General features: G+C 73.0%; 15 protein-coding genes and 1 pseudogene. 10 read left to right on the top strand and 6 right to left on the bottom strand.

Features of this window, described 5'->3' with window-relative positions:
• Positions 1 to 50 precede the first annotated feature (50 nt).
• Together ABZT47_RS25490 and ABZT47_RS25485 are read right to left on the bottom strand one after the other, a co-directional pair.
• On the bottom strand, positions 51 to 1,124 hold the full coding sequence (locus ABZT47_RS25490) for an aldo/keto reductase (RefSeq protein WP_354846868.1): 1,074 nt from the start codon (positions 1,122 to 1,124) through the stop codon (positions 51 to 53).
• 198 nt (positions 1,125 to 1,322) lie between these two features.
• Entirely contained in the window at positions 1,323 to 3,422 is a 2,100-nt protein-coding gene (locus ABZT47_RS25485; RefSeq protein WP_354846865.1) for a BTAD domain-containing putative transcriptional regulator, read from the bottom strand.
• A 640-nt stretch (positions 3,423 to 4,062) separates the two neighbouring features.
• On the opposite strand from ABZT47_RS25485, the pseudogene ABZT47_RS25480 reads away from it, so the two are divergent.
• Together ABZT47_RS25480 and ABZT47_RS25475 are read left to right on the top strand one after the other, a co-directional pair.
• Positions 4,063 to 4,281, top strand: a pseudogene (locus ABZT47_RS25480) (hypothetical protein); the annotation flags it as partial.
• A gap of 118 nt (positions 4,282 to 4,399) precedes the next feature.
• Entirely contained in the window at positions 4,400 to 5,326 is a 927-nt protein-coding gene (locus ABZT47_RS25475) for a winged helix-turn-helix domain-containing protein (protein ID WP_354846862.1), read from the top strand.
• A gap of 238 nt (positions 5,327 to 5,564) precedes the next feature.
• On the opposite strand, the gene ABZT47_RS25470 is transcribed toward ABZT47_RS25475, so the two are convergent.
• A complete protein-coding gene (locus tag ABZT47_RS25470) occupies positions 5,565 to 6,038 on the bottom strand; it encodes a carboxymuconolactone decarboxylase family protein (protein ID WP_354846859.1) in 474 nt (157 codons plus the stop codon).
• Between the two features lie 230 nt (positions 6,039 to 6,268).
• On the opposite strand from ABZT47_RS25470, the gene ABZT47_RS25465 reads away from it, so the two are divergent.
• Positions 6,269 to 6,964, top strand: a complete 696-nt coding sequence (locus ABZT47_RS25465) for a YoaK family protein (protein WP_354846856.1) — start codon at positions 6,269 to 6,271, stop codon at positions 6,962 to 6,964.
• A 112-nt stretch (positions 6,965 to 7,076) separates the two neighbouring features.
• Positions 7,077 to 8,285, top strand: a complete 1,209-nt coding sequence (locus ABZT47_RS25460) for a cytochrome P450 (protein ID WP_354846853.1) — start codon at positions 7,077 to 7,079, stop codon at positions 8,283 to 8,285.
• A gap of 100 nt (positions 8,286 to 8,385) precedes the next feature.
• On the opposite strand, the gene ABZT47_RS25455 is transcribed toward ABZT47_RS25460, so the two are convergent.
• From ABZT47_RS25455 to ABZT47_RS25445, 3 genes are all read right to left on the bottom strand, one after another.
• Positions 8,386 to 9,069, bottom strand: coding sequence for a nucleotidyl transferase AbiEii/AbiGii toxin family protein (locus ABZT47_RS25455; protein WP_354846850.1), 684 nt, complete (start codon positions 9,067 to 9,069; stop codon positions 8,386 to 8,388).
• A complete protein-coding gene (locus tag ABZT47_RS25450) occupies positions 9,069 to 9,473 on the bottom strand; it encodes a hypothetical protein (protein WP_354846847.1) in 405 nt (134 codons plus the stop codon). Before ABZT47_RS25450 ends, ABZT47_RS25455 begins: the two co-directional genes overlap by 1 nt.
• 100 nt (positions 9,474 to 9,573) lie before the next feature.
• A complete protein-coding gene (locus ABZT47_RS25445; RefSeq protein ID WP_354846845.1) occupies positions 9,574 to 13,218 on the bottom strand; it encodes an AAA family ATPase in 3,645 nt (1,214 codons plus the stop codon).
• 146 nt (positions 13,219 to 13,364) lie between these two features.
• Between ABZT47_RS25445 and ABZT47_RS25440 the strand changes: the two genes are divergently transcribed.
• The 6 genes from ABZT47_RS25440 to ABZT47_RS25415 all read left to right on the top strand — a co-directional run bounded on the left by ABZT47_RS25440 (position 13,365) and on the right by ABZT47_RS25415 (position 20,756).
• Positions 13,365 to 14,378: a GTPase gene (locus tag ABZT47_RS25440; protein ID WP_354846991.1), complete on the top strand. Its 1,014-nt coding sequence runs from the start codon at positions 13,365 to 13,367 to the stop codon at positions 14,376 to 14,378.
• Positions 14,379 to 14,383: 5 nt separating this feature from the next.
• The gene (locus tag ABZT47_RS25435; protein ID WP_354846842.1) at positions 14,384 to 14,596 is read left to right on the top strand and encodes a hypothetical protein; all 213 of its coding nucleotides are present in this window, start codon (positions 14,384 to 14,386) and stop codon (positions 14,594 to 14,596) included.
• A gap of 188 nt (positions 14,597 to 14,784) precedes the next feature.
• The gene (locus ABZT47_RS25430; RefSeq protein ID WP_354846839.1) at positions 14,785 to 15,975 is read left to right on the top strand and encodes a hypothetical protein; all 1,191 of its coding nucleotides are present in this window, start codon (positions 14,785 to 14,787) and stop codon (positions 15,973 to 15,975) included.
• Positions 15,972 to 18,464, top strand: coding sequence for a tetratricopeptide repeat protein (locus ABZT47_RS25425; protein WP_354846836.1), 2,493 nt, complete (start codon positions 15,972 to 15,974; stop codon positions 18,462 to 18,464). Before ABZT47_RS25430 ends, ABZT47_RS25425 begins: the two co-directional genes overlap by 4 nt.
• Entirely contained in the window at positions 18,461 to 19,474 is a 1,014-nt protein-coding gene (locus tag ABZT47_RS25420; protein ID WP_354846833.1) for a protein phosphatase 2C domain-containing protein, read from the top strand. Before ABZT47_RS25425 ends, ABZT47_RS25420 begins: the two co-directional genes overlap by 4 nt.
• Positions 19,467 to 20,756: a VWA domain-containing protein gene (locus ABZT47_RS25415; RefSeq protein WP_354846830.1), complete on the top strand. Its 1,290-nt coding sequence runs from the start codon at positions 19,467 to 19,469 to the stop codon at positions 20,754 to 20,756. The genes ABZT47_RS25420 and ABZT47_RS25415 overlap by 8 nt, the downstream gene beginning before the upstream one ends.
• Position 20,757: the final 1 nt, after the last annotated feature.

The following is a 20,757-nucleotide window of genomic DNA, read 5'->3' as shown; positions in this document are numbered from 1 at the left end:
TGTGGCACCACACCGGACCTGTCCGCCCGTCCTCCGCGACCGGTCGCGCTTCACCGGTTCGCACTGCTTCGGCTGTCACGCTGTGTTCCCCCAACCGTGTTCGTCGTTCCGGTGGCCCTCCGGACCGTGCGGTGCGGTGCGAAGGTCTGCCGGTCTCCGGACCACGCGGACCGGGACGCCACGGCTTCCAGACGTGCCAGATCCTTGTCCGACAACGACACCGCCGCCGCCGCGACGTTCTCGGCGACCCGGTTCCGGCTGCGCGTACCGGGAATCGGCACGACGTCGTCACCCTGGGCCAGCAACCAGGCGAGCGCGAGCTGCGCGGATGTGACGCCGGTCTCCGCCGCGAGCTCACGCATCTGCGCGAGGGCGGCGCGGTTGCGCTCCAGGTGGTCGCCCTGCAGGCGCGGGTCTAGCTGACGGTCGTCGGCGGCCGTCAGGTTCGCCGTCGCCAGGTCGTGACCGGTCAGGAAACCCCGGCCGAGCGGGCTGTAGGGCACGAGCCCGATGCCGAGTTCGCGTGCGGTGGGTACCACGTCGTCCTCGGGGTCGCGCCACCACAGTGACCATTCGTACTGCAGCGCGGTGATCGGGTGCGTGGCGGCGGCTCTCTTCAGGTCCTCCGGCCCGATCTCCGAGACCCCGAGGTGCCGTACCTTTCCCGCGCCGACCAGTTCCGCCATCGCACCGATGGTCTCCTCGATCGGCACCTCGGGATCCACGCGGTGTAGGTAGTACAGGTCGATATGCTCGACGTTCAGCCTGGACAGCGACGCCTCGCAAAATCGGGCGACGTCCTGCGGCCTCGCCGAGACTCGTGCCGGGCCGCCCCGCTCCTCCCGCAGGATGCCGAACTTCGTCGCCAGCACCACCTCGTCCCGCCGCCCGGCGATGGCCCGGCCGACGAGGCGTTCGTTGTCACCCGCGCCGTAGCTCATGGACGTGTCGATCAGCGTCACGCCCAGATCGATCGCGTGCCGGATCGTGGCGAGGGATTCGTTGTCGTCGGCCGGCCCGTAGTCCTGCGACATGCCCATGCATCCGAGACCGACGGGGAAGACGGAGAGCCCTGATCCGCCGAGCGTACGTGTGGGTGCGGAACCAGAGATGACGTCGTCCACATGACCTCCGTAGATCGCTGTCGGTGGAGATCTCCACCTCGGTGACCGAACTGGTGGCTTTATGATCGTCCACCCGCGTGACCGGACGCGGACACGCGCGCGATCGCCCGTACCGGCCAACAGGGCTTGTCAAGCTCACAAGCGCGGCCGGTAAGCGGGACGACTACGGGTGTTCCCGTCACGTGTGGAGCCCGGCCGTCATGTCCATGTCCGAGCCTGCTCCGCCAACTCGCCGGCGTACGCGTGCAGCAGGGCGTGCATGCCGTACCGCCGAGGCGCGAACTCCGTGATCAGGTGAGCGCGGACGAGTTCGTCCATCGACTGGCGGACACGATCCGCGGACTCACCGGCGGCCGCGGTCACGGCTTCCAGGTCGATCTCCGTCCGCGGACGCCTTCCCAACTCGACGAACACCCGGGCCGCTTCCGGGCTGAGAGTGCGGTAGGACCAGGAGAACACCATTCGTATGTCGGTCGAGGCGTCGTCGTTGCGCAGGGCGTTCAGAATCCGCCCGTCCGCCGGCTCGCCGACCAGCGCGGCCAGAGAACGCGTGGGACTGATGGCGGCCTTGGCGCCGACGATCGCCAGCGCGAGCGGAAGCCGCGCGCACCGGGCGATCAGGTGGTCGGTCGCCTGCGGCTCGGCCGCCAGCCGGTCGGCTCCCAGCCGCATACTGAGCAGTTCCCTCGCCTCGGTCGTGGTCAGCACGTCGAGCTCCAGCGGATGGGCGGCCTCCGTCACGACCAGCCCCAGCAGCGGATCACGGCTCGTGATCACGATATGGCAGCCCGGAGTGCTGGGGAGGAGCGGACGAACCTGGTCGGCGTCGCGGGCGTTGTCGAGTACCACGAGCACCCGTTTTCCTGTCAGCAGGCTGCGGTACGCGCCGGCCAGGTCGGCCAGTCTGGCGGCAACGCGATCGGGCTCACCCCCGAGCGCCTCGATGAAGCCGGGCAGGACATCGCTCGGCGACACCGGCTCCGGCTCTGGGCCGAACCCGCCGAGGTTCGCGTACAGATGCCCGTCAGGGAACCGCTCCACGACGCGCCGGGCCCAGTGCACCGCGAGAGCGCTCTTGCCCACGCCCGCCGTACCGGATATGACCACGCTGGTCATCGCGGTCGAAGGCCGATCGCCGATGAGGAGGGCGTCGAGTTGCGCGATGGACTCGTCGCGGCCGACGAAGCCGTACGGCGCGGTCGGCAACTGGGTCGGCACCGGCCGCGCGGTGAGGGGCGTCTGCGGGGAAGGCGCCGAGGGCACATCGTGCGAGGCGCCCACATCGACGAGTTCGTTGCGCAGGATCGCCTGGTGCAGATCGCGCAGCTTGGGAGCGGGGTCCAGGCCCAGTTCACCGGCCAGCCGTTCACGCAGGCCCATGAACACGTGCAGCGCCGCGGCCTGCTGCCCACTGCCTGCGAGGGCGACCATCAGCCGGGCGTGCGCCGACTCGTGCAACGGGTTGACCTCGGTGAGGCGATACAGCACCGGCAGCACCTCATCGTGACGGTTCAGAGCGCCGGCCGTGGCCGCGTACTCGAGGATGGCCATCTCGTGGTGCCTGTTCAGCGCCGCCACCGCCGAGTGGATCTGCAGCATCGGCAGGTCCTCCAGTGTCTGGCCGCGCCACAGGCCGATCGCCTGCTGGTAACCGGTGAACGCCTCCTCCAGCCGTCCGGCGTCCCGGTCACGGCGGGCGCGGGACACCAGACGTTCGAACGCGAGGTGGTCGAGCTGGTTGTGGTCGGCCGTGAGCATGTACCCGCCGCCCGCCGAAACCAGCACCTCACCGGTTCGCGCCGGAAACTGGGTGGACTGCAGCTTGCGCCGCAGGCGGGACACTTGGGACCGCACGAGCTCGCCCGCCTTCGGCGGCGGCCGGTGCCCGTACACCTGGTCCACCAGCGACTCGACGCTGACCGGCACACGCGGCGAGAGGGCGAGCATGCCGAGCAGGATGCGCCGGGGTTCCGAACCCAAGGGCACCGGTACGCCGTCGACCCAGACGGACAAGGTCCCCAGCACCCTGATGTGCAGACCTCTGGTCAGCAGAAGATGCTCCTGGTTGAGCTGGATCAGGTCACGCGCCTCTTTAGGCGACAACCCCAGCACGGATGCGAGGCGGTACAACGTGTTCGCCCGGGGCCGGCTGACCCGGCCCTGTTCGAGATCACGTAGCCCACCCAGGCTGATGTCGGCTTTCGAGGCGAGTTGCTGTTGCGTCAAACCGGCGCGAAGACGCAGCGTCTGGATTCGCTGGCCGACCGACTCGGCGTCTGTCAGACCTCGTTCGATCATTTCCATATGCCATATCCCTTTTCGGAAGTTGATAAATAGAAATAGTCGTTATAACGATGGCGATCCCTGCGCAGTGTCGAGATCTGCTCTACGCCGGCTCCATGGGGAGGCGCATTCGGTGTTCGGTGTTCGTGGGCGGTCGAATTTCTCAAGTCGCACGGACCGTCGATCAAGAGCCTGGCCGCCGAGACGAACCGGCGCCGGCCGGTGGGGCGGTCGTGACCGGCGGCGGGCAGCGGGTCGATGACCGCAAACGCGGCCGCACCTGCCGGAGTCAGAGGCGGAGCCTCTCCGTGATGAGCCGGATCCGCGCCCGTGCCGATCGGGATGTTGATCAGAGTGCGAGACGTTCGCGGCCGTGACGGCCCCACCGGCAGGTCCTGTGTACGACCACCGTGGGCGATGGGCGAGTCGAGGCATCCGGGACCACCTTCTCGAAGCGCGCTGTCGGCGGGAAGCCGTCGGCAGGCCGTGGGGAGACGACGAGCGGTACGGGACAAGCGAAGTGTCATGACGGCGGCCCGCGGGTGTCGACGTCTTTCGGTCACCGTTGAAATTCGCTGGACGACGTACGCGCGGCGCCGCCGCGCCGGCGACCCCGCCCCGCGCGTGGATCTCCACCTCCCCGTGCCGCCGACCTCCCCACCTGCAGACCTTCACCCGCGATCTTGACCAGACCGCTTCGCCGTCCGCGCGGCCTTCACCCTGCCGTTCCACAGCGGTGGCACCGGAGGCGTGAACACCAGGTCCAAACGGATCATGCGTCAGATGCCACGACCGGGTCGGCTTCGCACTGCTCCGCCACAGAATCACGTGCCTTACCCGACCCTTGACAACCATCCATATTGCGGGCAAATAATCTCTCAAGGGGACTAACCGGGCAACGGGGCTTCGATGGTTCGGTGGGGCGGTATGCCCTCGGGGGTTGTGCTGTGCTTCGAGTGTTCTTCACGAGAGATGACCTTCATCGCATTCGAGTGGCGAGTCGGCCCGATCCTCTGTGGGAGGTCGTCCTCAGCGTCTGCTTGCTGCGTTCCACGGAAAGCCGGGTCGTTCTCGGGCCATGGCGGGCGCAGGCCCGGGCCGCGCTGCGCCGGCTGCCCCGGGCTCAGCTGCGGGTGCTGCACCATCTCGCCCCTCCTGTAGGAGACTTCCCCGACTTCCTGACCCCGGCGCAGGCCTCCGAGGGACTGGAGGCGGGAATCGAGGCGATGCTGAGCACGCCGCGGCACCGACTCCGTCGTGAAGTCGCGGTCCTGCCGACGGTGCCCTCGTGGCTGAGCCCACTGGCGGACGGGAGTGTGGAAACCCTCGACCTCCTCGCGAACGCACTTCGCGGCTACTACACGACCGTCATCGCGCCGCACCAGCCGGTCATGCAAGCCGTCGTCGACTTCGAACGGACCATGCACGCCAGGTCTCTGCTGGACAACGGTCCCGAAGGGCTGCTCAGCCGGCTCGGACCCACCATGCGCTGGAACCGGCCGGTCCTGGAGGTCGACTATCCGGTCAAGCATGAGATCCATCTGAACGGACGGGGCATCCTGTTGCTGCCCTCCGCGTTCTGCTGGCGTGTCCCCGTCAGCCTCATCGATCCCGGCCTGCCTCCCGTGCTCGTCTATCCGGCCACCCGCAACCTGGAGTGGTGGTCCGGCGGTGACGCCCACAGCTCGCAGACGCTGGCGAACCTCCTCGGCGGCACCCGCGCGGCCTGCCTGCGCGTCATCGAGAGCGGCTGCACCACCAGCGAGATGGCCCGGCGCATCAGTGGCACGCCGTCCACCGCCAGCCAGCACGCCACCACACTGCGCGAAGCCGGCCTGATCGTCTCCAACCGCCAAGGCAACACGGTGATACACACGCTCACTCCCCTCGGCGCCGACCTGCTCAAAATCAACTCGTGAGGGACGCCGCCCAGGAAATGGCCGCTGGAACGTCCTGGCGTCCGGTGTGGCTGCCGGATCTCCTGGCGGCCGCCAGGAGAGGTTCGCCGCGACGCCCAGGGCGCTCTCATGGCCGGGACGCCGGAGGCCGAGGCATCGACCGGCCCGCACGACGCCGAGCCGTGGCCTGGTGACAGGCCACGGCGGCGCACTGTGCCCGGGGTCGACGAGCCCTCTTGGAGGTGACCCGGGCCGCCGGTCAGGCGAACTGGCCGACCTGGTAGCCGCCCGCGGGCTGCTGGACCATGACGTTCATGCGGTTGTAGGCGTTGATGACGGCGATGATGGACACCAGGGCGGCGAGCTGGTCCTCGTCGTAATGCTTGGCGGCGTTCGCCCACGCCTCGTCGGTGACCCCGCCGGCGGCGTCGGCGATGCGGGTGCCCTGCTCGGCCAGTTCCAGGGCGGCCCGCTCGGCCTCGGTGAAGACCGTGGCCTCGCGCCAGGACGCGACGAGGTGCAGGCGCACCGAGATCTCCCCGGCGTGCGCGGCCTCCTTGGTGTGCATGTCGAGGCAGAAGCCGCAGCCGTTGATCTGGCTGGCGCGGATCTTCACCAGCTCCTGGGTCGCGGCCGGCAGCGTCGACTCCGACACCGCCCTGCCCGCCGCGTTGAGGTGCTTGGCGAACTTCGCCGCGGCAGGGTTGGCGAAGAGGTTGAGACGGGCTTCCATGGTGATCTCCTTGCGTGTCCGTTCGTGGCTTGCACCTCCATTGACGGAACGGCCGGGCCAGGTGTGACAGCCTGCGAATGTGACCTGCGTCTCCCGGGGGCGCGATGCGGTCCATGGCCGCCCGCGCGGTGGCGGACGGCACCACACGCCGGAGGGCGCATCGTCCGGTGAGATGAGGCTGACCTGCGTTAACGTCACGCGAAGGACGTGCGGAGGCGGAGGGGCCGATCGTGAGGCGGCGGGCGCGGGACGGCGGGCGCGACCCGCTGCCGGTGGCTCTCGGGCTGCTGACGGTGCTGAGCGGCTGCGTGGACGCGGTCGCCTTCCTGGCGCTCGGGCGCGTCTTCACCGCCAACATGACCGGCAACGTGGTCATCCTCGGGTTCGCCGCCGCGGGATCGCCCGGATTCTCGGCGTCCAGGTCGCTCGTCTCTCTGCTGGCCTTCCTCGCGGGGGCGGTCGCGGGGGGCCGGATCCACCGCCACGCCCGCTCCCGCCGCTCCCGGATCGTGATCACCCTGGCCGCCGAGGCGGCGCTGGCCGGCCTGGCCGCCGGCGCGTCGGCCGTGCTCGGCCTGTCCGCCGAGGGGCACCGCAGCGTGGTGATCGCCCTGGTCGCCGCCGGGATGGGGCTGCAGAACGCGATCGTGCGGGTGCTCGGGGTCCCGGACATGACGACCACCGTGCTCACCCGCACGCTCACGGGCCTGGCCGCCGAGTCCTTCCTGGCCGGCGGGACCGACCCCCGCGCTCTGCGCCGGGCGGTCTCGGTCCTGGCCATCTTCTGCGGCGCCTGCGCCGGCGCGGTGCTGCTCCGGCGCCTCCACCCCGGGTGGATCCTGCTGGCCGTCGCCGGCGGGGTCGCCCTCATCGCCGCCGGCTACGCCCTGCACCCGGCCTCCCGCCGCGACGGTCCCGCCCGGTGATCCTTCTGGCACATCAGGGGGAGGGGTCGCGGCTCGCCCCCGTCCAGGGACCCCCAGGTTCGCCCCGTACCATCGCCTCCTGTACCAACGGCCCACCGAAAGGACCCGCCTGATGGCCGAGCCGCAGGTCATACCGGTACACGTCGCACGTGACCGCTTCGAGTCGGTGCCCGAGCTCGGCCGGCTGCGCGCGGAGCAGCCGGTGTCCAGGTTGACGACGCCCGCGGGAACCGCCTGGCTCGTGACCCGGTACGAGGACGTCCGCGAGGTGCTCGGCGACGCGACCCGGTTCGGCAACGACCCGGTCGACCACCGCTCCTACGCGTCCATCGCCGTCTCCGGCCACAGCGGGGAGGGCGCCGGGACGGCCCCGCCCCGGCACGGCTTCCTGCTCGCCTACGACCCGCCGGACCACACCAGGCTGCGCCGCCTGCTCACCCCCGAGTTCACCGTCCGGCGCATACAGCGGCTGGCGCCGCGCATCGAGCGCATCGTCGCCGACCACCTCGACGCCATGGAGGAGGCAGGACCCCCGGCCGACCTGGTGCCGGCCTTCGCGCTGCCCGTCCCCTCGCTGGTGATCTGCGAGCTGCTCGGCGTCCCCTACGCCGACCGGGAGGACTTCCAGCGGCTCAGCCGCGCCCGCCTCGACATGGGGCTCCCTCTAGAGGAGCGCGCCGCGGCGGCGCGCGCGTCGCAGGCTTACATGGCCGGCCTGGTGGCCAAGGAGCGCAGGGACCCGGGCGAGGAGATGCTCGGCATGCTGGTGCGCGAGCACGGACAGGAGGTGGACGACCAGGAGCTGACCGGCGTCGCCGACCTGCTGCTGCTGGCCGGGCACGAGACCACCTCCAACATGCTGGGGCTCGGCACGCTGTTCCTGCTCCAGGATCCCGCCCGCGTCGCGCTGATGCGCGAGGAGGAGCACGTCGAGACGGCGGTCGAGGAACTGCTGCGCTACCTGTCGGTCGTCCACACGGTGATGCCCCGCTACGCGCGCGAGGACGTGGTGCTCGGCGGACAGGAGATCAAGGCGGGGGAGATGATCGCCGTCTCCCTCCCCGCCGCCAACCACGACACCGCCCTGCTGGAGGACCCCGGCCACCTGGACCTCACCCGCAAGATCATCCCGCATGTCGCCTTCGGCCACGGCGTCCACCACTGCCTCGGCGCCTCGCTGGCGCGCATGGAGATGCGCATCGCCTATCCGGCGCTGCTGCGCCGCTTCCCCGGCCTGCGCGCCGCGGTGCCGATCGAGGAGATCGCCTTCCGCGCCTTCTCGGTCATTTACGGAGTGGAGTCGCTGCCGGTCGAGTGGTGACCCCGCCGCCTCCTCGGCTCGCCGCCGCCCCGTCCGTCCCGCCGCATCGCACCCGTCGCGTCCCGTGGGAGCCGGGGCGGCGCGGAAGGTGGGCGGGGCCTCACTGGTCGGGGTCGAGTTCGGTCTCCTCGGCGATGCGCAGGGACAGGTCCTCGTACCAGGACAGGATGAAGGCCTTCACCCGGGCGATCTCCCGCTCGTCCAGCCCGTACTGGGCGAAAAGCGCGTCGTCGAGGGTGAGGCCGCTTTCCAGCTTGAAGGCGAGGTTCTCCAGGGAGAAGCCGTCCTCGAACAGCGCGCCGAGCCGCTCCAGGTCGGGCAGGCCGTAGCGGTCGGCGTACCGGTCGGCGACCGACAGCACGTCGATGAAGTCGCGGGGGAGCGCCCGGCCGCACAGGGCGCCGACCTTCATGCCCACCACGTCGTCCATGCTCGCCACCGGGCAGATCTCCATGTCGACCGCGGGGCGTTGCAGCGGCTCCTTCATCAGGTCGACGGCGGCCGACTGCGCGGTGACCGGGTCGCTCACGGTGAGCCGGGCCAGCCGGGCGCTGTCGCGCTGGTGGCGGACCTCCAGGCCGTCGCGTTCGAGCGCCCGGGCGAGGTCGCCGGTGATCTCCTCCAGCGGGGTGAAGGCGACGGTGGCGAAGTCCAGGTCCTGGCTCGGCCGCTCGACCAGGCCGTGCGCGCGCATGGCGTACCCGCCGGCGAGCACCAGGCCGTGGGCGTCGCACACCTGCAGCGCGGCGTCCAGGATGCGCCGGTGGAAGGGCGGCATGTCCATCAGCGCGCCTCCTCCGCCCGGGCGCGGACCGCCTCGCGGGCCCGGCGCAGCTCCGCCGCGACCTCGGTGGCGTGCGCCCGCGCGTGCTCGGCCAGCGCCGGGAAACGCGACTCCCACTCGGCCCGCGCCGCCGAATGGATCAGACGGCGCAGCCGCGGCCAGACCTCCATGAGCAGGCGCGCGTCCAGGTGGGCCTCCACGTCGGCCAGCATGCCCTCGGCGATCACGACCTGGTACATGCCCAGGCGGATCGCCGGATCACCTACGTCGTACACGCGCATGCCCGACCAGCACAGATGCAGCGGCAACGCCACCTCACCGGCCGAGGGCCCCCGCAGGTCGCCCAGCGACCGCGGCACCCTGCCGGCGATATCGTCATACCGCCCCGGCAACCCCACCGCCATGCCGCCATTATGGTCCACCCCGCCGCCTTGTCCGGCGGTGGCGGCCCTTGGGCCGGTGGCGGGGCCCATGGGCGGCCGGCGGTCGGGCTCGGGGCGCCGGTCAGGGAGTGAGCAGGGCGCGGGCCTTCGCGGCGAGGGTGGGCATGCCGAGGCGGTCGGACAGACGCAGTGAGCGGTGCAGCAGACGGGTGGCCTCGCCGGAGGCGTCGGAGGGGTCCAGCAGGCGCAGGGCTCTGGCGCGGTCGAGCTGGAGCCTGGCCATGTGCGGGGGAGCGGCCGACACCATGCGCGTCGCCTGGTCGAGGTGGCGCAGCGCCTCCCGGGCGTCCCCGGTGATCATCGCCAGCAGTCCGAGGAACCGCGCCGCGGGCCCGACGAGCACCGCCGGCCAGCCCGCCAGCACCATCTCGTCGGCATGGGCGGCCAGCCGGCGGCGCAGCAGGGGCACGTAGGCGGCGGGACCGTCGTCGTCCAGCCCGCCGGGTTGACCTGGGGCCGACCTGCCGCCGCTCAGACCGGTGAGGTGAGCCGGGGTGGACACGCCGCCGGCCGGGTCGGCGGGACGTCCGGGGAGGGGCACGCCGTCATCCAGGGCGCCGAGGTGGCCCGTGGCGGGGGCGGTCGCCGGCGGGGCGGTGGACAGGGCGTCGGCGATGAGGGCGCAGGATTCGGCGAGCATGGCCAGCGTGGACACGGCCCACCCGTGGGGCGGCAGCGCGGCCAGGCCGGAGGTGTCGCGGACGAAGGCGGACAGCCGGTCGGCGGCCTCGTCGTGCCGGCCGGTCTCGCACAGCGCGAGCACGTGCGCGGCCCGCCAGACCGGGAAGTACCCGTGCTGCTCGATCTGCCGGGTCATCCCGGAGGTGAACAGCTCCTCCAGCCTGCCCTTCTCGTACAGCAGCCAGAAGTACTGGCCCATCCAGGTCTGGCGCAGCGTCTCGCCCGGCACGGCGTGGCCGGCGGTGAGCTCCTCCACCATGCGCAGCGCCTCGCCCATGAGACGCTCCTCGGCGCGGCGGAAGTCGCCGTTCCACATGTCCATGACCGTGTCGAGCGTGCCCTGCAGCCAGGGGCCGAGCGCGCGGGGGTTGCGCGCCACGTGCCGGCGGTGGTCGTCCACCGTCCCGAGGGCGTCGCCGAGCAGCCCCAGCCTGAGCTGGTCGACGGCGAGCGCGACCAGGCCCTCGCTCTGGAAGTAGGCCGACCCGGCCTGGACGCCGGCCTCGCGGAGCCGGGCGGCGATGCCGAGCAGCTCCCTGGGGTCGGCGTGGTCGTACAGCGCCCACCGGCACTCGTTGAGCACCTCACAGCGCACCAGGCGGTCGACGTCCGCGGGCAGTTCCCGCAGGGTGGCGCGGGCGAGCTCGACGCCCACGGGCGGCCCGTCGGGGACGGGATCGGCGGTGCTGCGGGCGACCGCCATGGTCTGCTTCTTGGCCAGGTGGGCCTTGAGCTGCAGGCGCAGCAGGGCGGCCTCGTCGCCCGGGTCGTGCTCCAGCGCCGCGAGGCTCTCGCCGATGAGGTGGATGAGCTGCCGGTCGACCTGGCCGGGGGCCGACCACCTGCGGGCCAGCCGGACGGCGGCCGCCGCGGCGAGCGTGGGCAGTCCTTCGGCGGCCTGGTGGGCCGACAGGTAGCGGCGGCCGGCCTCCTCCATGTCGCCGCCGTCGCTGAGGGCGTCCCCGAGCGTGATGAGCAGGCCGACGCGGGTGGCGGGGTCGCAGCGCAGCCGCAGGCCGTACTGAGCCCACTCCACGGCGGTCTCGACGCCGAACCCGCGCTGCTCGGCGCGGGCGGCGTCCAGGCACGCGGCGGCGGCGCGCTCCTGCGGGACGTCGGACCCGGCGGCCCGGGCGTGCTGGGCGACGCGGACGGGAAGCGCGGGATCGGCCCAGCCGCCGGAGGCCATGCGGTCGGTCAGCGCCTCGAAGGCGCGGCGGTGCAGGTGGCGGGCGAGCGCCGGGTCGCGGTCGAGCTCGTCCAGGACGGCCTCGCGGGAGCGGTCGTGCGGGAAGCGCACCCGGTCGCGGCACTCCACGGCGCCGCCGGCGGCGGCGAGGGCCTGGGCGCGGTCGGCCTCGGCGGGCTCCAGGCCGAGCATGCGGGCCACCAGCGCGGCGTCGACGTCCAGGCCCAGGGCGGTGACCGCCGCGGCGGCCAGCCAGTGGAACGCGGGCCCGGCCTCGGAGCGGGGCGCGGCCGGGGCGGGGCGCAGATCGCCGGCCTCGTTGAGGGAGCACAGCTCAAGCGGGACGCCGGAGGTGACCCGTGCGGCCCGCTCGATCTCGCCCGGCGTCGGCTCGCGCGGCCACACCCGGCCGAGCCACTGCGCCACCTCAGGCTGGGTGAGCGGTGCCACGGCGAGGGACTCCATGGCCTCCTTCCAGTGCGCGGCCTCGTCGCGGGTGGCGAGCAGGAACCCGGCCGGCACCGCGCCGAGCCCCCGCCTGACGTGCTGGAGCAGCTCCTCGGCGTACGGGCTGAGCAGGTGGGCGTTGTCGAAGGCCACCAGCAGCCCCCGCCCGGCGGCCCGGCGCACCAGGCCGGTGAGCAGGAAGGTCAGCTCGCGCGGGTCGCGTTCGTGGCCGGGGCCGGCGGGAGAGCCGGGCGTGCCCGCCGACATGAGCTTGCCGAGGGTGTCGCGTTCTTGGGCGCTGATCGGCTCGGGCGGGCTGGACGGGTCGCGCCGCAGGTGCGCCCAGAGCAGCCCGGCCAGCTGGCGCCACGGCTGCAGCCCGTCCAGGTCGCGGCACATCACGGTGACGGCCTCCACCCGGGCGCGGGCCGCCAGGCGGGCGGCCTCCCTCAGCAGGCGCGTCTTGCCGATGCCGCCCGGGCCGCACAGGGCGAGCGAGGCGGGTTCGCCCGCGCGCAGGCGCTCGACCAGGCGCGACAGCTCGGTGACCTCGCGGCGGCGGCCGACCAGGACGGCCGGACCGCCGGTACCGCCGGCCGCCTCCGCCGCGGCGCCGAGCGGGGCGCACACGTCGAAGCCGTGCTCATGCAGCGCCAGCAGGTCCTCGGCGCGGCGCGCCGCGTCGTCGCCGGGCGCGACCCGGCGCCGCAGTTCGACGGCCCGCCGCGCGCCGGCCGGGCCGTCCTCACGCAGGGAGGCAAGGAAGCGCAGCAGCCACACGGCCGTGGTGTCCTCGCCGCCCTCGCCGACCGGGCCTTCGGACAGGAAGGCCGCCTCGTTGTAGCGGCCCAGGCGCAGCGCGACGCGGGCGACCAGCCGCACCAGCTCCTTGCGCTGCTCCTCCAGCTTGGCGCGGTAGGTCTCGCACACCCACGGCAGCGTCCATCCGGCCGACAGCGAGGCGAACGGCGCACCCCGCCACTCGGCGGCGGCCGCGCGCAGCTCGGGCAGCGCGCCGGCCAGGTCGCCGTCGTCGTACAGCTCGCGCCCCCGGCGCAGCCGGGCCTCGAACCTGGCGGCGTCCAGCGTCGCGGCCAGGTAGCCCGGCTCCCGCTCGACCAGCTCGTAGGCGTGCGACCACTTGGCGGGAGGGATGTCCAGGGCGCTGCCGGTCAGCGCCTGGCGCAGCCGCGACAGCGGGGGCGCCACGTCGGTGACCGGCCAGTCGGGATTCTGGCCGAGCGCCGCGGCCAGGTTGTTCTGCGGCACCGGGTTCCTGGCGGAGACGAGCATGGCCAGGGCCTTGGCCGTCTGCGGCAGTAATTTGCGCGCGGTTCCGTCGACGAGGATCGATACGTCACCGAGCAGGCGGATGTCGAAGGTCGCCACGTCTTACCGAGGCGGTCGGTTCGCGATCGTCACGTCGGCGGCCTTTCCGCAAGGTCATCGCAAGGATCGGTGGCCACGATGGGCGGGGCGGGAAATGGTCCTGAACAGTCGTCAACGCTATGACCTGAGGTGAGCCCGTGGCAAGGATGGAGCGTGTTTCCGTCGGCGCGCTCGGTGAGGAGCGGCTGGAAAAGGTCAGACAGGGAGTGCGCCGGGAGCGGGACGCCGAATCGGGCAGGCCGTTGAGCGTGGCCATAATGGGGCAGGCGGGAGTGGGGAAGTCGTCGCTGCTCAACGCGTTGTTCGGCACCCGGCTGCCGGTCGGCGACGGCAAAACGGGAACGTGTGAGCCGCGTTGCATTTCCGTCCCCGGTAATTCCGGCCATATGTTGACATTTTGGGATATGCCTGGAATGGGAGAATCGCTGGCCGCGGACCCCGGATATCACGCCATGTATCGCGACCGGCTGGTCGAATCCGATGTCGTCATCTGGGCCCTCCACGCCGACAGCGCCTCCACCGGCGCCGACGCCCGATGCCTGCGCGCGCTCCTCGCCGGCGCCGACCGGCAGACCAGGGCCGAGCTGCTGGCCAAGCTGACCGTCGTGCTCACCAAGGCCGACACCCTCACCCCGCCGCCCTGGATCTTCGACATGCGCGGGTCGCACGGCGCGTTCCTGCCGAGCCCCGCGCTCGCCGACCGCCTTTCGGCCAGGGCCGCCCGGTTCGAGCGCGCCTTCCTGGAACCGTGGGCCGACCTGCTGGGCGCCGCCACCTACACCACGGGCGAGTTCGCGATCGGCGACGACCGGCTCAGCTTCGACGGGCACGCCGTCCGCTACCGCGGCCACTTCTCCGCCGAGGTGTGCGAGGCCTACCGCGCCGCCCACCCCGAACACGCCGAGGTGTTCTCCCGCCTGCGCGACGACCACCGCGTCCTGCCCTGCTCGGCGCTGTTCCGCTACAACCTCGTGCGGCTGATGGCCGGCGTGGTCAACAAGCTCGGGCCGGCGGCCGTCTTCCGCTTCCAGCGGCTGCTGGGCGACGTCACCGAGCTGGCCCGGGTGCCGGTGGAGGCGATGCGCGAATACGGCAACTTCCTGGTGTGGGACGGCGTGCGCGGCGTCAAGGCGTTCGACCTCGCCCGCTTCCCCTTCTGACGCCCATGATCGACGATGCCGACATCCTGCGGGCCGTGGACGAACGGCGCCGCGAGGACGCCGAGTACGCCACGCGGCTGGACTACGCCGTCCAGTACCGCGACGAGGCCGCCATGGAGCGGCTGATCAAGGACGCGGTCTCCCGTGAGCTCGGAGCGCCGGCCGAGGTGGGATCCGACGTGGTCAGAAGCGTGTGGAACTGGCTCGTCGGCCGCTGACCGCCCTCCGTCCCGCCCCCCGTTTCGCGCCGGACGACCGCGCCGTGACACCTGCGTGACCGGTATGTGATCGAATACCCGCCTGCGCCGCCCTCCCGGACCGCACGCGCGCCCCTGAATTATGGAAAGAATGTGGATAGAGACGGACTAGTACGTCCCAGCACCGGGGGAGGCGCGGAGCGTTGGGGATGCCCGGGGCCGCCGGCCCGCCTATGAGCCTGGAGGGCGTCGACCACGCCCTGCGCCGGCGCATGGAGGAACGCGACCGCGTCGCCGGCGACATGCTCGACCTGGACGACCACCCGAGCCACCGGCTGCTCAAAGGCATGACCCCCACCGGGGAGACCGCGCGCCGATGGGACCAGGCGCAGGTCACCCTGGTCAGGCTGTGGTGGCTGTTCGACGCCTACCGCCGCGTGCTCGACCTCGCCCAGGAGGCCAGGGCCGCGGGCCGGCCCGACCTCGGCCTGCTCACCGCGCTGCTCACCGGCCTCTCGGTGGAGCTCAAGCCCGACGACGTGCCCATCGAGAAGCGCTCCCTGCTCAGGGAGAAGGGCGAGTGGATCACCCTGGACCTCGCCCTCGCCGGGATGGACGGCGCCTACCGTGAGGTCGCCGAGCTGATCGGCGCCGTGGACGCCGCGTGGAACACCCTGCTGCCCGCGCTGGACGCGGCCGACGCCGCCCGCCGGGGCGCGCGGGAGGCCGCCACCTCCCTCGGCGCGCCCGACCCCGAGCTCGACCGGCTCGACGACACCGCCGCCCGGCTGCGCGCGCGGGTCACCACCGACCCGCTGGGGTCGGCCGGTCTGCTCGGCGAGCTGGAGGCGCTCGGCCGGGCCGCCGGCGCGCGCCGAGCCGAGCTGGACCAGGCCCTTCGCGTGCGCGAGGAGTTCGACGGCCGCGCCCGCCGGCTCGCGGAGCGCATCGACGCGGTCGCCGAGGCCGAGCGGGAGGCGCTGCGCGTCCGCGACCTGGTCCTCACCAAGATCCAGTCGCCGTCGCTGCCCCAGATGCCCGACCAGGCGCCCACGCTGCGCGACCGGCTGGCCGCTCTGGACACCCGCGCGGGCCGCTGGCTGGAGCTGGCCGAGCGCCTGACCTCCCTCGAACGCGGCGTGGAGGAGGCGCTGGCCCACGCCACGCGCACCACCGAGTCGGTCGCCGGCCTGATCGGCCGCCGCGACGAACTGCGCGGGCGGCTGTCGGCCTACCAGGCCAAGGCGGTGCGCCTCGGGCACGCCGAGGACCTCGCCCTCGCCGGCCTGTACGGGGCGGCGCGGGACCTTCTGTGGACGGCGCCGTGCGATCTGCGGCGGGCGACCGTGGCGGTCGCCGAGTACCAGCGGGCCATCACTCGAATAGGAGCGGCCGGATGACCAGATGCACGCAACCCGGCTGCGCCGGGACGGTGGTGGACGGGTACTGCGACACATGCGGCATGGCGCCCGTTCCCGAGGCCGCGCGCTCGTCCCCGGGTTCGGCGCCCGCCCAGGCCCCGCCGCCCGGCGGTCCCGGCGCGCCGCAGAGCCCGCCCGGCGGCCACTGGGCGCCCCCGGGCGCGCCGCCGGCGCCTCCCGGGTTCGGCAACTCCGGCCACCCCGGGACCGCCTGGCCCTCCGCGTCGCCGCCCAACGCCCCCGGCATCCCCAACGCCCCCGCGGGCGGCGCGGGACGCCCGGGCACGGCCTGGCCGTCCTCCGCCACGGGCGCGCCGCCCTCCGGCGTCGTCCCGGGGCCGCTGACCGCGCCCTCCGCCGGCATGCCCCCCGTCACCATGCCCACCGGCTCGGCGCCCAGCGGCATCACCGGCTTCACCAGCGGCTCGCGCCGCACCAGCAGCCGCTCCCGCCGGGGCATGCTCGGCATGGGGCTGGTCGAGGTGCCCCCGGTGCCCTACCGCGACCCCTCGGCCGTCGTGCTCTCCGACCCGGTCGTGCCCGAGGACCGCCGCTTCTGCGGCAACCCCGACTGCGGCAAGCCCGTGGGCCGCACGCGGGACGGCCGCCCGGGCCGTCCCGAGGGCTTCTGCCCGCACTGCGGCCAGCGCTTCTCCTTCACCCCCAAACTGCGCTCCGGCGACCTGGTCGCCGGCCAGTACGAGGTCAAGGGGTGCCTGGCCCACGGCGGTCTCGGCTGGATCTACCTGGCCGCCGACCGCAACCTCGACGGCCGCTGGGTGGTCATGAAGGGCCTGCTCGACACCGGCGACCTGGAGGCGCTGGCCGCCGCCGAGGCCGAGCGGCGCTACCTGACGGCGATGGACCACCCGAACATCGTCAAGATCTTCAACTTCGTGAACCACCCCGACCCGGGCACCGGGACGATGGTCGGCTACATCGTCATGGAGTACGTCGGCGGCGAGCCCCTGCAGGAGATGCTGCGCAGGAGGCTGCGGGAGTCCGACAACCGCGAGGCGCTGCCGCTGGCCCAGGTCATCGCCTACGGCCTTGAGATCCTGCGGGCCTTCGGATACCTGCACGACCGCGGCATGCTCTACTGCGACCTCAAACCGGCCAACGTCATCCAGGTCGAGGAACAGCTCAAGCTCATCGACCTCGGCGCCGTGCGGCGGGTGGACGACGCCGACAGCGCCATCTACGGCACCATCGGCTACCAGGCGCCCGAGATCGCCTCCCACGGCCCCTCCATCGCCTCCGACCTGTACACCGTGGGCCGCACGCTCGCCGTGCTGGCCTTCCCCTTCAGCCCGACCAGTGGCGGCAAGAGCGCCCCGCTGCCCGACATGGGCCCCCGCCAGGAGTCCTTCCAGCGCTTCCTGCGGCGAGCGGCCGACCCCGACCCCGGCAGGCGGTTCCAGAGCGCGGCCGAGATGTCCGACCAGCTCGTCGGCGTCTTACGCGAGGTCAGGGCCATCGAGGACGGCACGCCGCACCCGGCGCAGTCGGGGGTGTTCGGCCCCGAGCGGGCCGCCGTGGGCACCGAGCTCGCCCCGGCCACCACCGGGCGGGCCTTCCCGGCGCTCGACCCCGCCGACGCCGCCTCCGCGCTCCCCGTGCCGCTGGTCGACCCGCTCGACCCGGCCGCCGGCCTGCTCGCCGGCCTCACCGCCGGCAACCCCGAGGAGCTGATCGGCCTGCTGGAGTCCGCGCCGCCCACCCCCGAGACCAGGCTCGCGCTGATCAGGGTGATGAGCGAGCAGGGCCGCCCGGTGCCCGACGAGCTGTACGCGGCCGTGGCCAGGGACCTGCCCGGCGACTGGCGGCTGTGGTGGTACCGCGGCGTCGCCGCGCTGGCCGCCGGGGACGCCGGCGGCGCCGCGCAGTTCTTCGACGGCATCTACTCGTGGTTCCCCGGAGAGGCGGCGCCCCGGCTGGCCCTGGCGTTCGCCCTGGAGCACCTCGGCGCCCTCGCCGACGCCGAACGGCACTACGCCGCCATCTGGCAGACCGACCGCTCCTACGTCAGCGCCTGCTTCGCCCAGGCGCGCATCCGGCTGGCCGCCGGCGATCCGCAGGGGGCGATCCGCGTGCTCGACCAGATGCCGCCCACCTCCATCCACCGCACCGCCGCCCAGGTGGCGGCCGTCGCGGTGGTGGTGCGCGGCCAGGCTCCCGCCGAGCCCGAGCTGGTCGCCGCCGGGGATCGGCTGCGCGGCCTGAAGCTCGACGCGCGCGACCGCGCCGGGCTGGCCTCGGAGGTGCTCGAGAGCGCGCTCGCCCGGTTCGTCACCGGGCAGGCGGTGCCCGGCAACGGGACGCTGCTCGGCACCCCGCTCAGCGAGCAGGGCGTGCGCGGCGAGCTCGAACGGGTCTACCGGTCCCTGGCCCGCTCGGCCGGGTCCACCGAGGAACGCCACGCCCTCATCGGCAGGGCCAACGCCGTACGGCCGAGGACGATGTGGTGAGCGGCCCGGAGACGAGCGGGGCAGAGGTGAGCGGCTCCTGCCCCGTGTGCGGCACCCACGTCCTGCCCGGTGAGGCGTTCTGCGAGCAGTGCGGGCACGACCTGTCCGCGGCCGCGCGGGTCTCCGCGCGGCCGGCCTCGCCGGGCTCGGCGCCAGGTGCCCCGCGGGGCTCGGCGCCGTCCTTGGGGAGGGCCTGCACCGTATGCGGGTCGGCCGCCATCGGGTCCGACGGCTACTGCGAGAACTGCGGCATGCTCCAGCCCACCGGCCGCGACCACGTGGAGATGGAGCTCGGCCCGATGGCCGGCGTCAGCGACCGCGGCCTGCGGCACAGCCGCAACGAGGACGCCATGGCGCTGCTCACGGCCGGCGAGGACGCCGTCGTCGCGGTCGTGTGCGACGGGGTGTCCACCTCGCCGCGCCCCGACGAGGCCTCCCAGGCGGCCGCCGACATCGCGGCGGTCACCATCGCCAAGCGCCTGGCCGAGGGAGAGGGCCCCGAGACGGCCACCCGCGAGGCCGTGCGGCTGGCCGCCGACACCGTCGCCTCCGCCGCCCGGCCGGGGGAGGACTCGCCCGCCTGCACGCTGGTGTCCGCGGTGGTCGAGCGGCGGCGGGTCACCGTCGGATGGGTGGGCGACAGCCGCGCGTACTGGCTGGGGGAGCAGTCGTCGCTGCTGACCACCGACGACGCCACCCCGGGCACCCACATGCTCACCGCCTGGCTCGGCGCCGACGCGGGAGAGGTCGTGCCGCACGTCAGGACCTTCACCACCGACGGTCCCGGCGTGGTGCTGCTGTGCAGCGACGGCCTGTGGAACTACTACCCCGAGCCGGAGGCGCTGGCCGCCACGGCCCTGAGCGGCCCCTCTCTGGCGGTGGCGCGGCGGCTCGTGCGGCTGGCCAACGAGGCCGGGGGTCACGACAACATCACCGTCGCGGTGATCCCGTTCGGACAGGGGGAGCGGGGCGAGACGACGGTGGCATTCCCGAAGGAGACAAGTGACTGACTTCAGCGTCCGTGTGGACCAGAACAAGTACCTGCCCGCGGGGAGCCAGGAGGTCCACGGCATCATCACGGTCGAGGCGAGCGGCCCGGTGGACCGGGCGCCCGTCGCCGAGGCGGCCGAGGTGATCATCGTCGACACTTCGGGCTCCATGGCGTACGGCAAGATCACCGATGCCCGCAAGGCCGCGCAGGCCGCCATCGACACCCTGCGCGACGGGGTGTACTTCGCGGTGATCTCCGGCGACCACCAGGCCGAGGTCGTCTTCCCGCCCAACGGGCAGCTCGCGCCCGCCACCCCGCAGAGCCGGCAGGCCGCCAAGGACGCCGTCGCCCAGCTCCGAGCCGACGGCGGCACGGCCATGGGCCGCTGGCTGCGCCGCGCCGCCGACCTGTTCAGCGCCCACCAGATGAGCCACCCGGGCGCGATCCGGCACGCCATCCTGCTCACCGACGGCAAGAACGAGCACGAGCCCGCCCCCGAGTTCGACGCCAACCTCGCCTACTGCGCCGGCAAGTTCGTCTGCGACTGCCGCGGCGTCGGCACCGACTGGGTGGTGGCCGAGGTCCGCAGGATCGGCTCCACCCTGCTCGGCAGCGTGATGGACGTGCGCAGGCCCGAGGAGCTGGAGGCCGACTTCCGCGCCATGACCGAGGCCGCCATGGGCAAGACCGTCGCCGACGTCGCGCTGCGCGTGTGGACGCCCCGGGCGGCGACCCTCAACTTCGTCAAGCAGGTGTCCCCGACCCTCGAGGACCTGACCGGGCGCCGCACGGAGGTCGACGCGCTCACCGGCGACTACCCGACCGGCTCCTGGGGCGGGGAGACCCGCGAGTACCACGTCAGCGTGCGCGTGCCGGCCGGGAACGTCGGCCAGGAGATGCGCGCCGGCCTGGTCAAGCTGGTGGTGCCCGACACCGGGGAGGTGCTGGCCGGCGGCAACATCCTGGCGCAGTGGAGTGACGACCCGGTCCAGTCCACGCGCATCAACCCCAGGGTCGCCCACTACACCGGCCAGCAGGAGCTCGCCTCGCTGATCCAGGAGGGCCTGCAGGCCCGCAACGAGGGCGACCTGGACACCGCGACCGCCCGGCTCGGCAGGGCGCGCGGCATCGCCCAGCAGGCCGGCAACGAGGAGACCGCCAAACTGCTCGACAAGGTCATCGACGTCGACCCCGAGACGGGAACCGCCCGCCTCAAGCGCGTCGTTGACAAGGCGGACGAGATCGCGCTCGACACCCGTTCCGTCCGAACCGTCCGCATGCGCAAGGACCCGGAGAACTGAG

It is taken from the genome of Sphaerisporangium sp. NPDC005289, from assembly GCF_040607455.1.
Taxonomy (GTDB): domain Bacteria; phylum Actinomycetota; class Actinomycetes; order Streptosporangiales; family Streptosporangiaceae; genus Sphaerisporangium; species Sphaerisporangium rhizosphaerae.
This window is presented reverse-complemented; position numbering and strand designations above follow the sequence as displayed.